The sequence below is a fragment of the Aeromonas sp. JL9 genome, from assembly GCF_024436075.1.
Classification (GTDB): domain Bacteria; phylum Pseudomonadota; class Gammaproteobacteria; order Enterobacterales; family Aeromonadaceae; genus Aeromonas; species Aeromonas veronii.
Genome location: NZ_JANFNV010000010.1, coordinates 59,416 through 74,769 on the forward strand (window position 1 = coordinate 59,416; position 15,354 = coordinate 74,769).

At 60.3% G+C, this 15,354-nt stretch carries 14 protein-coding genes and 1 pseudogene; 4 read left to right on the forward strand and 11 right to left on the reverse strand.

What is annotated here, in order from left to right; translation table 11 throughout:
- The first annotated feature begins 182 nt into the window (after positions 1 to 182).
- Positions 183 to 1,964, forward strand: a complete 1,782-nt coding sequence (gene ggt, locus NOM06_RS09865; RefSeq protein WP_255911370.1) for a gamma-glutamyltransferase — start codon at positions 183 to 185, stop codon at positions 1,962 to 1,964.
- 134 nt (positions 1,965 to 2,098) lie between these two features.
- On the opposite strand, the gene NOM06_RS09870 is transcribed toward ggt, so the two are convergent.
- Positions 2,099 to 2,569 carry an FKBP-type peptidyl-prolyl cis-trans isomerase gene (locus NOM06_RS09870; protein ID WP_005347462.1) on the reverse strand — a complete coding sequence of 157 codons (471 nt, stop codon included), beginning with the start codon at positions 2,567 to 2,569 and terminating at the stop codon, positions 2,099 to 2,101.
- Positions 2,570 to 2,743: 174 nt separating this feature from the next.
- Complete coding sequence (locus tag NOM06_RS09875; RefSeq protein WP_064338447.1) at positions 2,744 to 3,892, reverse strand: sodium:phosphate symporter; 1,149 nt, start codon at positions 3,890 to 3,892, stop codon at positions 2,744 to 2,746.
- A 249-nt stretch (positions 3,893 to 4,141) separates the two neighbouring features.
- On the opposite strand from NOM06_RS09875, the gene NOM06_RS09880 reads away from it, so the two are divergent.
- Entirely contained in the window at positions 4,142 to 4,516 is a 375-nt protein-coding gene (locus NOM06_RS09880; RefSeq protein WP_225315422.1) for a hypothetical protein, read from the forward strand.
- A gap of 94 nt (positions 4,517 to 4,610) precedes the next feature.
- Here the strand turns inward: NOM06_RS09880 and NOM06_RS09885 are convergent, their stop codons facing one another.
- The 5 genes from NOM06_RS09885 to NOM06_RS09905 form a co-directional block, all read right to left on the reverse strand.
- Positions 4,611 to 5,957 carry an APC family permease gene (locus NOM06_RS09885; protein WP_005350109.1) on the reverse strand — a complete coding sequence of 449 codons (1,347 nt, stop codon included), beginning with the start codon at positions 5,955 to 5,957 and terminating at the stop codon, positions 4,611 to 4,613.
- The gene (locus NOM06_RS09890) at positions 5,957 to 6,097 is read right to left on the reverse strand and encodes a hypothetical protein (protein ID WP_005338239.1); all 141 of its coding nucleotides are present in this window, start codon (positions 6,095 to 6,097) and stop codon (positions 5,957 to 5,959) included. Before NOM06_RS09890 ends, NOM06_RS09885 begins: the two co-directional genes overlap by 1 nt.
- Before the next feature lie 664 nt (positions 6,098 to 6,761).
- Entirely contained in the window at positions 6,762 to 8,111 is a 1,350-nt protein-coding gene (locus NOM06_RS09895) for an APC family permease (protein WP_042657529.1), read from the reverse strand.
- Positions 8,112 to 8,477: 366 nt separating this feature from the next.
- The gene (gabT, locus tag NOM06_RS09900) at positions 8,478 to 9,767 is read right to left on the reverse strand and encodes a 4-aminobutyrate--2-oxoglutarate transaminase (RefSeq protein WP_255911372.1); all 1,290 of its coding nucleotides are present in this window, start codon (positions 9,765 to 9,767) and stop codon (positions 8,478 to 8,480) included.
- A gap of 124 nt (positions 9,768 to 9,891) precedes the next feature.
- Positions 9,892 to 11,355 (reverse strand): NAD-dependent succinate-semialdehyde dehydrogenase, encoded by a 1,464-nt coding sequence (locus NOM06_RS09905; RefSeq protein ID WP_255911374.1) that lies wholly within the window; start codon positions 11,353 to 11,355, stop codon positions 9,892 to 9,894.
- A 413-nt stretch (positions 11,356 to 11,768) separates the two neighbouring features.
- On the opposite strand from NOM06_RS09905, the gene puuR reads away from it, so the two are divergent.
- Both puuR and NOM06_RS09915 read left to right on the forward strand, forming a co-directional pair.
- A complete protein-coding gene (gene puuR / locus NOM06_RS09910; RefSeq protein ID WP_255911376.1) occupies positions 11,769 to 12,371 on the forward strand; it encodes an HTH-type transcriptional regulator PuuR in 603 nt (200 codons plus the stop codon).
- Between the two features lie 45 nt (positions 12,372 to 12,416).
- The gene (locus tag NOM06_RS09915) at positions 12,417 to 13,694 is read left to right on the forward strand and encodes an FAD-binding oxidoreductase (protein ID WP_255911378.1); all 1,278 of its coding nucleotides are present in this window, start codon (positions 12,417 to 12,419) and stop codon (positions 13,692 to 13,694) included.
- Between the two features lie 127 nt (positions 13,695 to 13,821).
- On the opposite strand, the gene NOM06_RS09920 is transcribed toward NOM06_RS09915, so the two are convergent.
- From NOM06_RS09920 to NOM06_RS20915, 4 genes and pseudogenes are all read right to left on the reverse strand, one after another.
- Positions 13,822 to 14,070, reverse strand: coding sequence for a DUF3297 family protein (locus NOM06_RS09920; RefSeq protein WP_005338226.1), 249 nt, complete (start codon positions 14,068 to 14,070; stop codon positions 13,822 to 13,824).
- Between the two features lie 112 nt (positions 14,071 to 14,182).
- Positions 14,183 to 14,446, reverse strand: a pseudogene (locus NOM06_RS09925) (GNAT family N-acetyltransferase); the annotation flags it as partial.
- Between the two features lie 15 nt (positions 14,447 to 14,461).
- Complete coding sequence (locus tag NOM06_RS09930; RefSeq protein WP_255911380.1) at positions 14,462 to 14,608, reverse strand: hypothetical protein; 147 nt, start codon at positions 14,606 to 14,608, stop codon at positions 14,462 to 14,464.
- A gap of 146 nt (positions 14,609 to 14,754) precedes the next feature.
- Positions 14,755 to 15,036, reverse strand: coding sequence for an antibiotic biosynthesis monooxygenase (locus tag NOM06_RS20915; protein WP_255911382.1), 282 nt, complete (start codon positions 15,034 to 15,036; stop codon positions 14,755 to 14,757).
- Between the last annotated feature and the right edge of the window lie 318 nt (positions 15,037 to 15,354).

The following is a 15,354-nucleotide window of genomic DNA, read 5'->3' on the forward strand; positions in this document are numbered from 1 at the left end:
CGCCTGTTTGGCCTCTGCCATCCCATCGTAAAAGCCGCCTTCGGGCGGTTTTTTTATACCTATTGCGGATAGCCATTATTGATAGATGAGTAAGATATTGATCTTGTTCAATAACTTGAGCTATCAGCGCCAATCGTGACATAGTCCTTCTTCATGGTCATAAAACAGACAAGGAGAGTGTCATGTTGCGCAAACCTCTGGGGCTGGCTGTCGCCCTTGCCCTGCTGGCCGGTTGTGCCAGTGACAATGGCTTTCACTACACCCCGCCAGCCCAGACCCTGATTGCGCCGGAGGCGGCCAGTGGCTGGACCGACAAGCAGGGCTGGCAGGGCCATGAGTTCATGGTGGCGGCCGCCAACCCGCTGGCGGTGGATGCGGGCTACCAGATCATCAAGGCCGGTGGCAGTGCCGTTGATGCCGCCATTGCGGTGCAGCTGGTGCTGACGCTGGTGGAGCCGCAATCCTCCGGGATTGGCGGCGGGACGCTGCTGCTGGTGTGGGATGGGCGCAAGGTGAGTGCGGTGGATGGCCGCGAGACGGCGCCGGCTGCCGCCACCGACCAGCTGTTTATGCAAGATGGCAAGCCGCTGGCGTTTTATGACGGGGTGGTCGGGGGCCGTTCGGTCGGCGTTCCCGGTACCTTGCGCGCCCTGGCTCTGGCCCATCAGCGTTATGGCAAGCTGCCCTGGGCTGCGCTCTTCGAGCCCGCCATCACGCTGGCAGAACAAGGATTTGTAATAAGTCCACGGCTGGCCACATTGCTGGCCAAGGATCCCTATCTGGCACGGGATCCGCAGGCGCGAGCCTACTTCTATCAGGCGGATGGCAGCCCCAAAACGGCGGGTACCCGACTGACCAACCCGGCGCTGGCCAAGGTGTTGCGCACTCTGGCCACAGAGGGGGCGGATGCCTTCTATCAGGGGCCGCTGGCGGATGCCATGGTGGCCAAGGTACGCCAGCATCCCACCAATCCCGGGGTACTGGCGGCCACCGATCTGGCCAGCTATCAGGCCAAAGTGCGTGATGGCCTCTGCTTTGACTATCGACAAAGCAAGATCTGCGGCTTTCCCACTCCGTCGTCCGGCACCCTGGCGCTCGGCCAGATCTTCGGCATGCTGGAGAGCCGCGATATGGCAGCCCTCAAGCCGATCACCACGACGGAGGGGGGACTGGCAGCTTCCAGCGAGGCTATCCACCTCTACAGCGAAGCGGCGCGTCTGGCCTTCGCCGATCGCAACCAGTACGTCGCCGACAGCGATTTTGTCAGCGTGCCGGTGAAGGGGCTGCTGGACAAGGGCTATCTGGCCGAGCGGGGCAAGCTTGTCGGTCAGCACTCCATGGGGATTGCCAAGCCCGGTACGCCGCCACTGGCGCTGGCACGCGGCAAGGATGCGACTCCGGAACTCCCCTCTACCAGCCATGTCTCGATTGTCGACAAGGCGGGGATGGCCATCTCCATGACCAGCTCTATCGAGGATGGTTTCGGATCGCGTCAGATGGTCAACGGCTACCTGCTCAACAACCAGCTCACCGATTTCTCCTTCACCTCGGTGGATGCCGCCGGTCTGCCGGTGGCAAACCGGGTGGAGCCGGGCAAGCGGCCCCGCTCCTCCATGTCACCCCTGCTGGTGTTTGACAAGCCAAGCGGCGAGCTGACCATGACGCTGGGCTCGCCGGGGGGCTCCGCCATCATCAACTACGTGGGCAAGACCCTGCTCGGCACTCAGGATTGGGGCCTGAACCTGCAACAGGCTATCAACCTGCCCAACTTTGGCAGCCGCAACGGCCCCACCGAGCTGGAAGCGGGACGCACCCCCATGTCGGTGGTCGAGGAATTGAAGGCGAGGGGACACGAGGTGGTACTGAACGAGCAGACCTCCGGCCTGCAAGGGGTTGAGCGCAACGCTGGTGGCTGGTTTGGCGCAGCGGATCCGCGCCGGGAAGGGATCGCCAAGGGGGAGTGAGGTTTCCATAGCAACAAGGCCAGCATAATGCTGGCCTTGTTGCTGATGGTGCGCTTACTGGATACCCAGCAGCTTCACATCAAAGATCAGTACGGGCGCTCAGCGGGATATTGCCACTGGAACATCCTGCGCGGTTACTGGATACCCAACAGCTCCACGTCAAAGATCAGGACGGATCCCGGCGGGATTTTGCCAGCGGCGCGGTCGCCGTAGGCGAGGTTGGCGGGGATGTAGAAACGGGTCTTCTCACCTTCCACCATCAGCTGCACCCCTTCGGTCCAGCCGGCAATCACCTGATTGAGGCCAAATTCGATGGGCTCGCCACGGGCGACCGAGCTGTCAAAGACGGTGCCGTCCAGCAGTTTGCCCTCGTAGTGCACCTTCACCTTGCTGGTGGCGGTGGGGTGAACGGTGCCGGTGCCCGGGGTCAGCACTTCGTACTGCAGGCCGGAGGCGGTGGTGGTCACCAGCGGCTTCTCCTTGTTGCTGGCGAGGAACTCGGCGCCAATCCGCACGTTGTCTGCCGCCAGCTTCTTGTTGTTGCTGCTGGAGTAGAAGTAGTAGGCCACACCGGCGATGAGCAGCGCGATCAGTATGAATTTCATCGGTTTTTCCTGTTCCATGAAATGTAAAAAGTGCAATGAGGACGCCATCTTATCGCGCACTGCCCCTGATGGCGAGCCACAGGGCGGGAGGATGTGAGCAGGCAGGCAAAGCCCGTCGAACTGGACGCAAAAAGGGGCGAGTCGGTGACTCGCCCCTTGTCATGGCAGCTGCGCTTACTTGGCGGCCACCATCATCAGGGCGGGCAGGGCGAAGAAGAGACCCGTCACATAACCCAGAGCCAGCAGCTTGTTCTCGCTGCCTACCCGGGCCAGCCCCTCGGCGGCGCGCACCGGCAGGTCGCGCAGGAAGGGGATGCCATAGATGATGACCACGGCAAAGAGGTTGAACAGCACGTGGACCAGCGCGATGGTCAGGGCCAGTTGGGCACCGGCTCCGCTGATGGCGGTGGCAGCCAGCAGGGCGGTGATGGTGGTACCGATATTGGCCCCCAAGGTGAAGGGGTAGAGCTGACGGGTGCTGAACACGCCGCCGCCGGCCAGCGGGATCATCAGGCTGGTGGTGGTGGAGGAGGACTGCACCATGATGGTCACCAGCGCACCGGAGGTGATGCCGGTCAGCGGGCCACGGCCCAGCGCCTTGTGCAGCAGCTCTTTGGCACGGCCAACCAGTACCTGTTGCAGCACTTTGCCGAGATACGTGACGCAAGCGAGGATCAGCAGGATACCGATGATGATAGTGGCGATGGCGGCGCCCTTGCCCGGCAGGAAGGCCACGGCGCTGTCAATCAGCTGCTGGGCCGGGGCGGTCAGCGGTTTCATGAAATCCATGCCCTTCATCGACATGTTGGCGGAGCCTACCAGCAGGTTGGCCAGCCACTCGGCGCTGTGTTGCAGCAGACCGAACATCAGCTCCAGCGGCAGGAAGATGAACACCGCCAGCAGGTTGAAGAAGTCGTGCACGGTGGCGGCGGCGAAAGCGCGGCGGAACTCGGCGCGATCCCGCACATGGCCCATGGAGACGATGGTGTTGGTGATGGTGGTGCCGAGGTTGGCACCCATGACCATGGGGATGGCCATGCTGATGGGCAGGCCGCCAGCCACCAGACCGACGATCACCGAGGTGACGGTGCTGGAGGATTGCACCAGCGCGGTAGCGAGAATACCCAGCAGCAGGGCGACAAAGGGGTTGTTGGCAAAGGCGAAGATCTGGGCTGCGCCCTCGGCGCCGCCGGAGAAATCTTTGAAGCCGTGGGAGATGGCGCCCACGGCAACCAGGATCAGGTAGACCAGTACGATGACACTCATCCAGTTGAACAGGGCGCGGGTCGCGGGCGGCTGTGACAAGGAGTGATGGTGTTGCATAAAGCCTCTTGAGACGGTCGTTCCGTCTTGGGTTGTTGATGACCCGCGCATTTAATCAATGGTTAATGACAGAAATATGACAACGTGACATTTCGATGATGTTTTTATGACGACGAACTGCGGCGACAAGCGCTGACCGAGCCGGTTGGCTCTGGGGTGGCAAAAGGGGAAACGAAGGCACTGCCGCCTTGCCAGCCGGGACGTGATCGCTACACTGCGCCCCTTTATTGGCAAGCAGGAGTAAACAAGATGATGCGTGCATGGATCCTCTCTCTGTCGCTGGGGCTGCTCTCGGCAGGGGCACAGGCCAGCCTGTTGAAAACCGATTGCAACCTCGACAAGGCCCTCAAAAACGAAGCGGTGAATGCCACTCTGGGGGTCAAGGGCAACTGTGATACCAGCAAGCTGGTGAAGCAGGAGAAAGAGAAGGTGAAAGCCGAGGTGCAAAAAGGCCGTACCGACCTGCTGGGTGAGAAGCGCGCCGATCTCAAGGAGAGCGGCAACGGTATGCAGCAGAAGATGGACAAGGCAAACCAGCAGCTGCACAAGGCAGAGCAGGATGCCAAAACCATCGCTCGCGATCCGCTAAAGGCTGCGGCGACCGCGGTGCTGGATAAGCAGTAAGCAGACCGGGCCCAAGCCCGTGTGACCGGCAAGAGACCGGAAGCAAAAAGGGGAGCCATGGCTCCCCTTCTGTCTATCCGTTATCCGCAAAGGATCAGGCGTCAGCCGCTTCCTCGTACTGACGGAACGGGATGCGGAACACCGCCAGACGCAGGAACAGATAGGTTGCGCCGAGGCCCGCCCAGATCAGGCCCAGCTCCAGCGAGCTCTGCTCCAGGTTGATCCACAGAGCACCGATGGTGGCGGCGCCGAGCAGCGGCATCAACAGGTAGATGACGTGATCCTTGAGGGTCTTGTTGCGCTTCTCGCGCACCCAGAACTGACCGATCACCGACAGGTTGACGAAGCTGAACGCCACCAGTGCGCCGAAGTTGACCAGCGCCAGCGCGGTATCCAGATCAAACGACACGGCGGAGAGGGCCAGACCGCCCACCATCAGCACGTTGATGGCCGGGGTGCGGTATTTCGGGTGGATGTAGCCAAACACCCGCTCCGGGATCATGCGGTCACGCCCCATCACGTAGAGGATGCGCGACACACCGGCGTGTGCCGCCATGCCGGAGGCCAGTACCGCGACCGTGGTGCAGACCAGCACCACGGACTGGAAGAAGGTGCCGCCAACGTAGAGGGCGATCTCCGGCAGTACCGCGTCCGGATGCTGGAAGCGGGAGAGGCTCGGGAAGTAGAGCTGCAGGCAGTAGGAGACCACCACGAAGATGATGCCGCCGATAAGGGCAGTCAGCACGATCGCCTTGGGGATCACCTTGCCGGCGTTCGGGGTCTCTTCGGAGAGGGAGCTCAGACCGTCAAAGCCCAGGAACGAGAAGCAGAGGATGGTGGCACCGGTAAAGAGCGGTACCAGCTGTGCTGACTCGAAGTGGAACGGACGGCTGCTCATCAGGGTGCCAGCCCCTTCGCCGTGGTAGATGCCCCACGCCATCAGGCCGATAAAGAGGGTGATGATGGCCAGCTGGATCACCACGATCAGACCGTTGAAGTTGGCCACCAGATTGATGCCGCGCAGGTTCAGGAAGGTCATCACGGTCACCAGACCGAAGATGAACACCCAGGGCTCGACGCCCGGGAACATGGCGGTCAGGTAGATCTTGGCCAGCAGGATATTGATCATCGGCATGAACATGTAGTCGAGCAGGGATGACCAGCCGACCATGAAACCGACGTAGGGGTTGAACACCTTCTGGGCATAGGTATAGGCAGAGCCCGCAGAGGGGAACTTGCGTACCAGATGTCCGTAGCTGAAAGCGGTGAGCAGGATGCCACCCAGAGCCAGCAGATAGGCGGTGGCGACCCGGCCATCGGTGATGTCACCGACGATGGCGAAGGTGTCGAAGACAGCCATGGGGGTCAGATAGGCCAGACCCATCACAATCACTTGTGTCAGGGTAAGGGTCTTGAGCAGCTTGGCGTTTTGCGATGCCATTACGCTTTCTCCTCAATCAGTGCCGCAGCACGTGCTTGCAACGAGCGCAGGGATACGATGGATTCGCAAGCCTGTACATCAAGGGCGCCGGGGAGGCGCATACCGGGCTGTACCGGCAGGAAAGCATTAAAACGCCCCATTGTTATCCTCTCAACGTCGGGAGATTGTTTGGCAATCTCGAATATCACTTCCGGAAACGTTCCGGCCTCTTGTGGTGGGTTTGTACTGCACTTCAAAAATACAAAAACCGATGTCGCAGTGAACATCGGTCCTTTATTGGTGGCGTATTGTGCATTCGGTCAGCCCCCTTGACAAGCAAAAAAGGGCGAATTCACGCATTTTTTTGCATACGCACAGGGCAGGTAAGTGGTCACTCGCCCCCTGCAGCCGTCCCCGAGCCACTCCCCCTTTTTCGGGGGGGAAGAGAACCCTGTCATGGCGTATGAAAAATCGGCAAATCGGGGCTGCAGGGCGCATAGCGCCTCAACATTGATCCTGATCATATTTGGCGGAGCTCCCCCGGGCTCGAGTCCAGCGAGCTTATCGGCTGGCGGGGGATGGGAGGGGGTGAAGTGGAAAAAGATCTATTGCATATCCATTCATATTAATGACTGGGGATAGGGGGCGATGCGGCTTGAGCCATGGCACGGCGAGCAATCCGGCTGGGTAGTTATTTGAAATCAGTCACACTTCCTGCAGAAACCGCATTTCTGGCAACCCGTGCTGCTGGCAACCAGAGCGCCGCAAAAACAACAAGGAGCCCGCAGGCTCCTTGTTTTGTATGACGGTATGGTTGAGCCGCGGTTACTGGGCGATCTCCACCTTGTCTGCGGTATGCAGCGGGATGCGGAACACGGTAAGGCGCAGGAACAGGTAGATGGCCCCCAGCGCCGCCCAGATCAGCCCCAGCTCGAAGGAGGAGGGTTCGAGGTTGAGCCACAGTACCCCGATGCAGGCGGCGCCACAGAGCGGCAGCAGCAGGTACATCAGGTGATCCTTGAGACACTTGTTGCGGCCCAGCTTTACATAGAAGTGGGCAATCACCGCCAGATTGACGAAGGTGAAGGCCACCAGAGCGCCGAAGTTGATCAGCGCCAGCGCCATCTCCAGATCCAGCGACACCGCAGAGAGGGCCAGCAGGCCGACCAGCAGCACGTTGAACGCCGGGGTCTGCCACTTCGGATGGATGTAGCCGAAGAAGCGGGCAGGCAGGGCGCGATCACGACCCATCACGTAGAGCAGGCGCGATACACCGGCGTGGGAGGCGAGCCCCGAGGCCAGCACCGCTACTGTGGTGCAGACCAGCACCACCGCCTGGAACAGCTTGCCGCCCACATAGAGGGCGATCTCCGGCAGTACCGCATCCGGATGCTGGAAGCGGGAGATGTCCGGGAAGTAGAGCTGCAGGAAGTAGGAGGTGGTGACAAACAGCACACCGCCGATCAGCGCCGTCAGCACGATGGCGCGGGGGATCACCCGATCCGCGTCCGGGGTCTCTTCCGACAGGGTACTGATGGCGTCAAAGCCGAGGAACGACAGACAGAGGATGGAGGCCCCCATCAACAGCGGCGATACCTGGATCTGCTCGGAGAAGAAGGGACGGCTGCTGGCCACGGTACCCAGCCCTTCACCGTTGTGAACGCCCCAGGCGATCAGGCCGATGAAGATGGCGATGATGCTGAACTGCATCACCACGATCAGGCTGTTGAAGTTGGCCACCAGCTTGATGCCGCGCAGGTTGAGGGCGGTCATCACCACCGCCAGACCGAAGATATAGGTCCAGGGCTCTACCTCCGGGAACAGGGCGCCCAGATAGATCTTGGCCAGCAGCATGTTGATCATTGGCATGAACATGTAGTCGAGCAGGGAGGTCCAGCCCACCATAAAGCCGACATAGGGGTGAAACACCTTCTGGGCATAGGTATAGGCGGAGCCGGCTGACGGGAACTTGCGCACCAGATGGCCGTAGCTCAGGGCAGTGAACAGCATGCCGATCAGGGCAAACAGGTAGGCGGTCGGCACATGGCCTTCGGTGATCTCGGTGACGATGCCGAAGGTGTCGAACACCGCCATGGGGGTGAGGTACGCCAGTCCCATAACCACGACCTGCCACAGCTTGAGGGTCTTTTTCAGACCAACCTGTTGGGCCGCCATTATGCATGTTCCTCATGCAGTGCCAGAGTGGCACGGTCCATCAACGAAACCGGGAGAGAGGCCCGGGAATCAAGGGCGCCAGGGCGGCGCACACCGGCCATGGCCGGTTGGAAAGCATTGAGATGCCCCATGTTGTTCCTCACAGAATGTGGTGTCGGGAGACTGCTGCCAATCTCGCTATCTTTTCCGGGGGTGATCCGGCCTCGTTTATGGGTTTGTTCACTGGTTAAAAAAGAACCGATGCCATTGTTTTACATCGGTTCTTTCAGTGGCGGCGCATTGTGCATTTGCAGGGCCCCCTTGACAAGAAAAAAAGGGGGCAAAATTGCATTTATTTGCACAGGTAAGTGGTCACTTTCCTGCTGGTCAGGCCAGTATGGCCTCCAGTGATTTTTCAAGGAGTTGCAGCCCCTCGTCAATCACTGCCGCAGGGGCTGTCAGGGGGGCGAGAAAACGGATGACATTTGCGCGCACCCCGCATGAGAGCAGGACCAGACCCCGTTTGCCCGCCTCGGCCACCAGACGTTTGGTGAGGTCGGGATCGGGCTGGCTGGCATCACGGCGTTTCACCAGCTCCATGGCCACCATGGCACCGGGGCCGCGAATTTGACCTATGCAGTCAAAACGCTCGGCTATGCGTTCCAGCCCCGCCTTGATCTGCTCCCCCTGATCCAGCGCTTTCTGGTTGAGTTTCTCCTCGTCGATCACCTGCAAGACCGCCAGCGCTGCGGCGCAGGCAATGGGGGATCCCGCATAGGTGCCACCGAGTCCCCCCGGCTTGGCCGAGTTCATGACCTCCGCCTTGCCCACCACCGCCGAGAGAGGGAAGCCCCCCGCCAGACTCTTGGCCAGGGTCATGATGTCCGGCTCGATGCCGGCATACTCGGTGGCGAAGGTCTTGCCGGTGCGACAGAAGCCGCTCTGGATCTCGTCGCAGATCAGCAGAATGCCGTGCTGGTCGCAGACGCTGCGCAGCTTCTGCATAAAGCTTGGGGAGGCGGGATAGAAGCCACCTTCACCCTGCACCGGCTCGATGATGATGGCGGCGACGCGATTCGGCTCGATATCGGCGCTGAAGCAGAGCTCGAGGGCGTGCAGGGCATCCTCTTCACTCACCCCGAGATAATCGGCGGGGAAGGGGATGTGGTAGACCTCGCCCGGGAAGGGGCCAAAGCCGGTCTTGTAGGGCACTACCTTGCCGGTGAGCGCCATGCCCATCATGGTGCGGCCATGAAAGCCCCCCTTGAAGGCGATGGTGCCGCTGCGACCGGTGTGGGCGCGGGCAATCTTGATGGCGTTCTCGACCGCCTCGGCGCCGGTAGAGAGAAACAGGGTGCGCTTCGGCGTCGGGCCAGGCACCAGGGCATTGAGCTTCTCGGCAAGCTCGATATAGCTGGGGTAGGGGGTGACCTGAAAGCAGGTGTGGCTGAACTTTTCCAGCTGTTCACGCACCGCCGCCACCACTTTGGGGTGGTTGTGACCGGTGTTGAGCACGGCGATGCCGGAGGCAAAGTCGATGTAGCGGTTGCCCTCCAAATCCCACAGCTCGGCGTTTTGCGCCCGGTCGATAAAGACCGGCAGCAGAGTGCCGACGCCGTTAACCACGGCCGCTTCGCGGCGCGCTTGCCACGCCTTGTTTGATTCTGGCTGACTCATCTTTCCTCCCTGAGGGGCCGCAGCCCCCGATATTCCCTGAAAATGTGGCAGGCGTTTTGGCGCCTATTACCGCCGATCAGCCCATCGGGCCAGATCGGCGGCGCCTTGTCTCTCTGTTGCAGCCCTAGCGAATGGCGCCAAAGCAGAGGTATTTGGTCTCCAGATACTCCTCCAGCCCCTCGGCTGCACCCTCCCTACCCAGACCCGACTCCTTGATCCCGCCAAAGGGGGCCAGCTCGGTTGAGATGATCCCCTCGTTGATGCCGACCATGCCGTACTCCAGTTGCTCGGCGACGCGCCACACCCGGGCGATATCGCGGCCATAGAAGTAGGTGGCCAGGCCATAAGGGGTGTCGTTGGCAATGGCGATGGCTTCGGCTTCCGTCTCGAAGCGTACCAGCGGGGCGACCGGGCCGAAGATCTCCTCCTGCAGGATGGGGTTGGTTTTATCCACCTTGCCCAAAATGGTGGGTTGGTAGAAGAGGGGGCCAGCGGGGTGAGCTTCGCCCCCCAGCAGCACTTCGGCACCGGCGGCGACCGATTGTTGTACCAGCTCGGCCACCTTGCTGGCGGCGGCGGGGTTGATGAGCGGGCCGATCTGGGTGCCTTCCGCCATGCCATCTCCCACCTTGAAGGCCTTGACGGCGGCAGTCAGCTTCTCGGCGAAGGCGTCATAGACGCTGGCCTGTACCAGAATGCGGTTGGCGCAGACGCAGGTCTGCCCGGCGTTGCGGTATTTGGAGGCGAGCGCCCCGGCCACCGCAGCGTCGAGGTCGGCGTCGTCAAAGACGATAAAGGGGGCGTTGCCACCCAGCTCCAGCGACAGCTTCTTCATGGTGTCGGCGCACTGGCGCATCAGCAGTTTGCCTATGCGGGTGGAGCCGGTGAAGGAGAGCTTGCGCACCACCGGATTGCTGCACAGCTCGTTGCCCACCGCGCTCGCCTGATGGCTGGTGACGATATTGATGACACCGGCGGGGATACCCGCCTGCTCGGCAAGCAGCGCCAGTGCCAGCGCGCAGAGCGGGGTCTCGGCGGCAGGCTTGATGACGATAGTGCAACCGGCGGCCAGCGCCGGGCCCGCTTTGCGGGTGATCATGGCAATGGGGAAATTCCACGGGGTGATGGCGGCGACCACGCCCACCGGCTGCTTGATGGTGGCCAACCGGCGATCGCCGCTAAAGCCCGGGATGGTGCGGCCATAGGCGCGCTTGCCCTCCTCGGCGAACCACTGGATAAAGCTGGCGCCGTAAGCCACCTCGCCCTTTGCTTCCGCCAGCGGCTTGCCCTGCTCGCAGGTCATGATGCGGGCCAGCTCGTCGCTGTGGGCGGTGATGGCGGCAAACCAGGCGTAGAGCTTGTTGCTGCGCTCCTTGGCGGTCAGCGCCGCCCAGGCGGGTTGCGCCGCGTGGGCGGCCGCGATGGCGCGGCGGGTATCCTCGGCATCCATGTCGGGTACCTGGGTAATGACGGCACCGCTGGCGGGGTTGGTGACCTCGAAGGTGCGGCCGCTGGCGGCCTCGCACCACTGTCCATCTATATAGGCGCGGGATGTGATCAAGCTGGAGTGGGATGTTGTTCCTGACATGAGAAGCCTCGAGTGTGGGTCAGAGCAGCTGGTTGCCGGAGTGAGCCGACCCTTCCTGCGCCGCTGCCGTATAAAATAATAAGCACAGGAAGACCATAATTTGAGCTGAAATGTTTTTCAAGTGTTAAATATATTTGAATTGCTGGGGGGCGCCATGCTAGAAAATGGGCTGTGTAGCGCGCTTTCTCCGGTTCGCTTGCCGGCTGCAAGTGGGCAGACGACCGGGGGATGGTAAATCAGGTGTGCAAAATAATGAACGGTTGTGCTGTGTAACATAGTGAACGGCAAGGGAAAGCTGGTTGGCTATTTTAACCAGCAGGGTAAACAGGCTGCGCCTGATCCGATGCGATCACGCGCAAGCAGGAGAGGCTGATGATGCAAGGATGCAGACATGGCGCAGCAGGGGGCTTGTCATGAGCGGGCCACAGAGCCGGGAGAGCGTGGCTCGACCGTTGAGTGTGGCTGACGCCGGGGCGCGCACCATGGGGGAACGGCTGGCGGCGGTGCGCCATCAGCTGGGGCTCTCCCAGCGGCGGGCGGCCGAGTTGAGCGGCCTGACTCATGGCGCCATCTGCATGATCGAGCAGGACAAGGTGAGCCCCTCGGTCGCCTCCCTGCAAAAGCTGCTCACCATCTACGGCCTGCCGCTGTCGCGCTTTTTCGCCGAGGAGGAGAGCCGCACTCCGGAGGTGGTGATCAAGGCTGATCAGCTTATCGAGCTGGGCAGTCAGGGGGTCTCCCTCAAGCTGGTGCACAACGGCAACAACCGCCGCCAGCTCGGCTTTATGCTGGAGACCTATCCCCCCGGCACCGATACCGGAGGTCAGGTAACCCATCAGGGGGAGGAGGTCGGCACCGTGCTGGAGGGGTCGGTGATCCTGACGGTGGCGGGCCAGAGTTATCAGCTGGAGGCGGGCGACAGCTATGTGATCGACACCGGCGAGCCCCACAGTTTCAGCAATCCGTCGGGGCAGACCTGCCGCATCGTCAGCGCCCACACCCCGGCGAGCTTTTAATCTAGGCAGTAGTTTGGCAACCGAACCGGTAAGGAAACAGGGATCATGACCGAACATGTAAACAGTTACTACGCAGCCAGCGCCAATAAACACGCGCCCTATCCGACATTGACCGAGCAGCTGGAGTGCGATGTCTGCGTCATCGGTGCGGGTTATACCGGCCTCTCCAGCGCGCTGCATCTGGTAGAGAAGGGCTACAAGGTGGTGGTGCTGGAAGCCGCCCGGGTCGGCTTTGGCGCCAGCGGCCGCAACGGCGGCCAGATCGTCAACTCCTACAGCCGCGACATCGACACCATAGAAGCGAACTGCCCGCCGGATCAGGCCAGGCTGCTCGGTTCCATGTTGTTTGAGGGGGGGCAGATCATCCGCGAGCGGATCAAGCGCTACAACATCCAGTGCGATCTGCAGGAGGGCGGTGTCTTTGCCGCCGAGACCGAGAAGCAGCTGCACGAGCTCAAATCCCAATACGCCCGCTGGCAGAAGTGGGGTAACGACCAGCTGGAGCTGCTCGATGCCAAAGGCGTGCGCGAGGTGGTGGCGAGCGATTGCTACGTCGGCGCTTTGCTCGACAAGAGCGGCGGCCATATTCACCCGCTCAATCTGGCGTTGGGGGAGGCTGAAGCCATCCGCATCCAGGGGGGGCAGATCTTCGAACAATCCGCCGTCACCAGTATCACCCCGGGTCAACCAGCATTGGTCAAGACCGCCAAGGGGGCGGTGAAGGCACGCTTTATCGTGGTGGCCGGCAACGCCTACCTCGGCAATCTGGTGCCGGAACTGGCCAGCAAGAGCATGCCCTGTGGCACCCAGGTGATCGCCACCGAAGTGCTGGGAGAGGAGCGGGCCCGTTCACTGCTGCCGCAAAACTACTGTCTGGAGGATTGCAACTACCTGCTCGACTACTACCGTACCTCCGGCGATCACCGGCTGCTCTATGGCGGCGGCGTGGTCTATGGGGCGCGGGATCCGGCGGATATCGAGCGGCTGATCATCCCCAAAATGCTCAAGACTTTTCCGCAACTGGCCGACGTCAAGGTGGAGTACACCTGGACCGGCAACTTCCTGCTCACCCTGTCGCGCCTGCCGCAGTTTGGTCGCATCGGCCCCAACATTTACTACATGCAGGGCTACAGCGGTCACGGCGTCACCTGCACCCATCTGGCGGGCAAGCTGCTCTCCGAGGTGCTGAGCGGTCAGGCGGAGCGTTTCGATGCCTTTGCCAAACTGCCGCACTACCCCTTCCCGGGTGGTCGGCTGTTCCGTATCCCCTTCACCGCCGCGGGCGCCGCCTGGTACACCCTGCGCGATCGGCTGGGGGTATAAGAGCCGCTCTGCGAGAAATGTGGGCTGGTGGCTGCCGCTTAGATAACGCTGACGCCAGCATCAATACCGGAAACAACAAGGCCACCGCGAGGGTGGCCTTGTTGTTTATTAAACTGCAGCGCGCTGATTAGCTGTAGAAGGCTTCAACGGTGCCCTTGAGCTTGATCAGGATGGGCTGACCACGGCGATCCAGCGCTTTGGGGGAGGGGATCTTTACCCAACCTTCGCTGATGCAGTACTCCTCGACATCGGTGCGCTCTTTGCCGTTCAGGCGAATACCGATCGGGTGCTCGAAGCAGGCGGCCACATAGTGAGGGCTGCGGGGATTGCAGGAGAGGTGATCCGGCAGAGCCGGTTTGGTGCTGGTATCGCTCATCGATATAACCCGAAATGAATAAAAAGTGGGTCATTGTAGAGAATGCCGCCATGGCATTCAAGGCGGCCACAAAACAGGCAAAGCGTGCTCGCCATCGCTATGGGCGACCCGCTTATCGTTGCCAATGCATCACCAGCTCGGGGTGGCCGCTATGCTCGCACAACAGCTGCTCACCCTCTTTAAAACCGTTGCGGGAATAGAAGCGCCGCGCCTGCTCATTTTCGGCGTAGACCTTCAACTCGAGCCGGTCATATTGGGCTTTGAGGTGTTCGAGCAGTTGGCGACCCAACCCGTGTGATTGGTGAGTTGGGGAGATAAACAGGGCGGCAATAGACCCTTGATACCAGGAGATAAAGCCCAGTAGCTGTCCATCCTCCTCATAGACCCAGCTCTAGCTGGCGGGCAGATAGATGTCCCGCATCGCTGCCCGTTGCTCATGCCAAAAGGCGGTGGGAATAAAGTCGTGGGCTTGCACCGATGCCTGATACCAGAGCTCGACGGCGGCATCCAGATCGGTGGCGGATAATGGACGGATCATCGTGGCCTCAATTACAAAGTGTGGAAATAACGCAATGACGTAGGCTCGATAAGCGCAGTGTAATCGGGCATTCGTGGTCGCGAGGAGGGGGAGAGTTCTGCACCACTCCCGGTTCGCCACCTTGGCCAAAATGGCAAGGCTGTGATTTATGCAATCCCTGTTACCGTATAGTGTCGCTCGACATTGACGGTTATTTCCCCCCAGCGGGAGGATTTGACTCTGGCCTGGTGCGCTTGAAAAGCCGCCTCATCAACAAACTCTTCGTATACATCGAATCGACAGGGATTGAGAGGATCTTGAGCCACCTTAAAGATCAGGCAGCCGGTTTCCGCACGAGTTAAACAGATATGGGCATCAAGCTCACTCTTGACTATCGTAAGCTCGGAGAGAGGCACAATAATAAATCCCTGTAAAATCACTTTGCCCACATTATATCCCTTAATTTATATTAATGGTTTTTGCTGCTCGTGGTTTATATTTTTGTGCGATTTACTTCAGTATTCAAGGTGGAGACAACATTCACCTCGACAGAGTATTTGTACCAATTTCTGTGGATCGCCAGTCATTTTATATTCAGTTTGGATAGTGTTTTTATAACCTAATTATGGCATTCACATTCAGGTGTTTATTTCAAGTTATACTTAACTGGTTAATAAAAGATGGTGGTTCATTCGAAATAGAGCCATGTGGTTTATGTATCTAAGTTTATTTTAGCTATGAACAGTTATGTGATTTAGCAAAAAAAC

Coding starts and splice junctions, on each gene's coding strand:
- ggt (WP_255911370.1), top strand. CDS start 183: ATGTTGCGCAAACCTCTGGGGCTGGCTGTCGCCCTTGCCCTGCTGGCC.
- NOM06_RS09870 (WP_005347462.1), bottom strand. CDS start 2,569: ATGAAATTCATACTGATCGCGCTGCTCATCGCCGGTGTGGCCTACTAC.
- NOM06_RS09875 (WP_064338447.1), bottom strand. CDS start 3,892: ATGCAACACCATCACTCCTTGTCACAGCCGCCCGCGACCCGCGCCCTG.
- NOM06_RS09880 (WP_225315422.1), top strand. CDS start 4,142: ATGATGCGTGCATGGATCCTCTCTCTGTCGCTGGGGCTGCTCTCGGCA.
- NOM06_RS09885 (WP_005350109.1), bottom strand. CDS start 5,957: ATGGCATCGCAAAACGCCAAGCTGCTCAAGACCCTTACCCTGACACAA.
- NOM06_RS09890 (WP_005338239.1), bottom strand. CDS start 6,097: ATGGGGCGTTTTAATGCTTTCCTGCCGGTACAGCCCGGTATGCGCCTC.
- NOM06_RS09895 (WP_042657529.1), bottom strand. CDS start 8,111: ATGGCGGCCCAACAGGTTGGTCTGAAAAAGACCCTCAAGCTGTGGCAG.
- gabT (WP_255911372.1), bottom strand. CDS start 9,767: ATGAGTCAGCCAGAATCAAACAAGGCGTGGCAAGCGCGCCGCGAAGCG.
- NOM06_RS09905 (WP_255911374.1), bottom strand. CDS start 11,355: ATGTCAGGAACAACATCCCACTCCAGCTTGATCACATCCCGCGCCTAT.
- puuR (WP_255911376.1), top strand. CDS start 11,769: ATGAGCGGGCCACAGAGCCGGGAGAGCGTGGCTCGACCGTTGAGTGTG.
- NOM06_RS09915 (WP_255911378.1), top strand. CDS start 12,417: ATGACCGAACATGTAAACAGTTACTACGCAGCCAGCGCCAATAAACAC.
- NOM06_RS09920 (WP_005338226.1), bottom strand. CDS start 14,070: ATGAGCGATACCAGCACCAAACCGGCTCTGCCGGATCACCTCTCCTGC.
- NOM06_RS09930 (WP_255911380.1), bottom strand. CDS start 14,608: ATGATCCGTCCATTATCCGCCACCGATCTGGATGCCGCCGTCGAGCTC.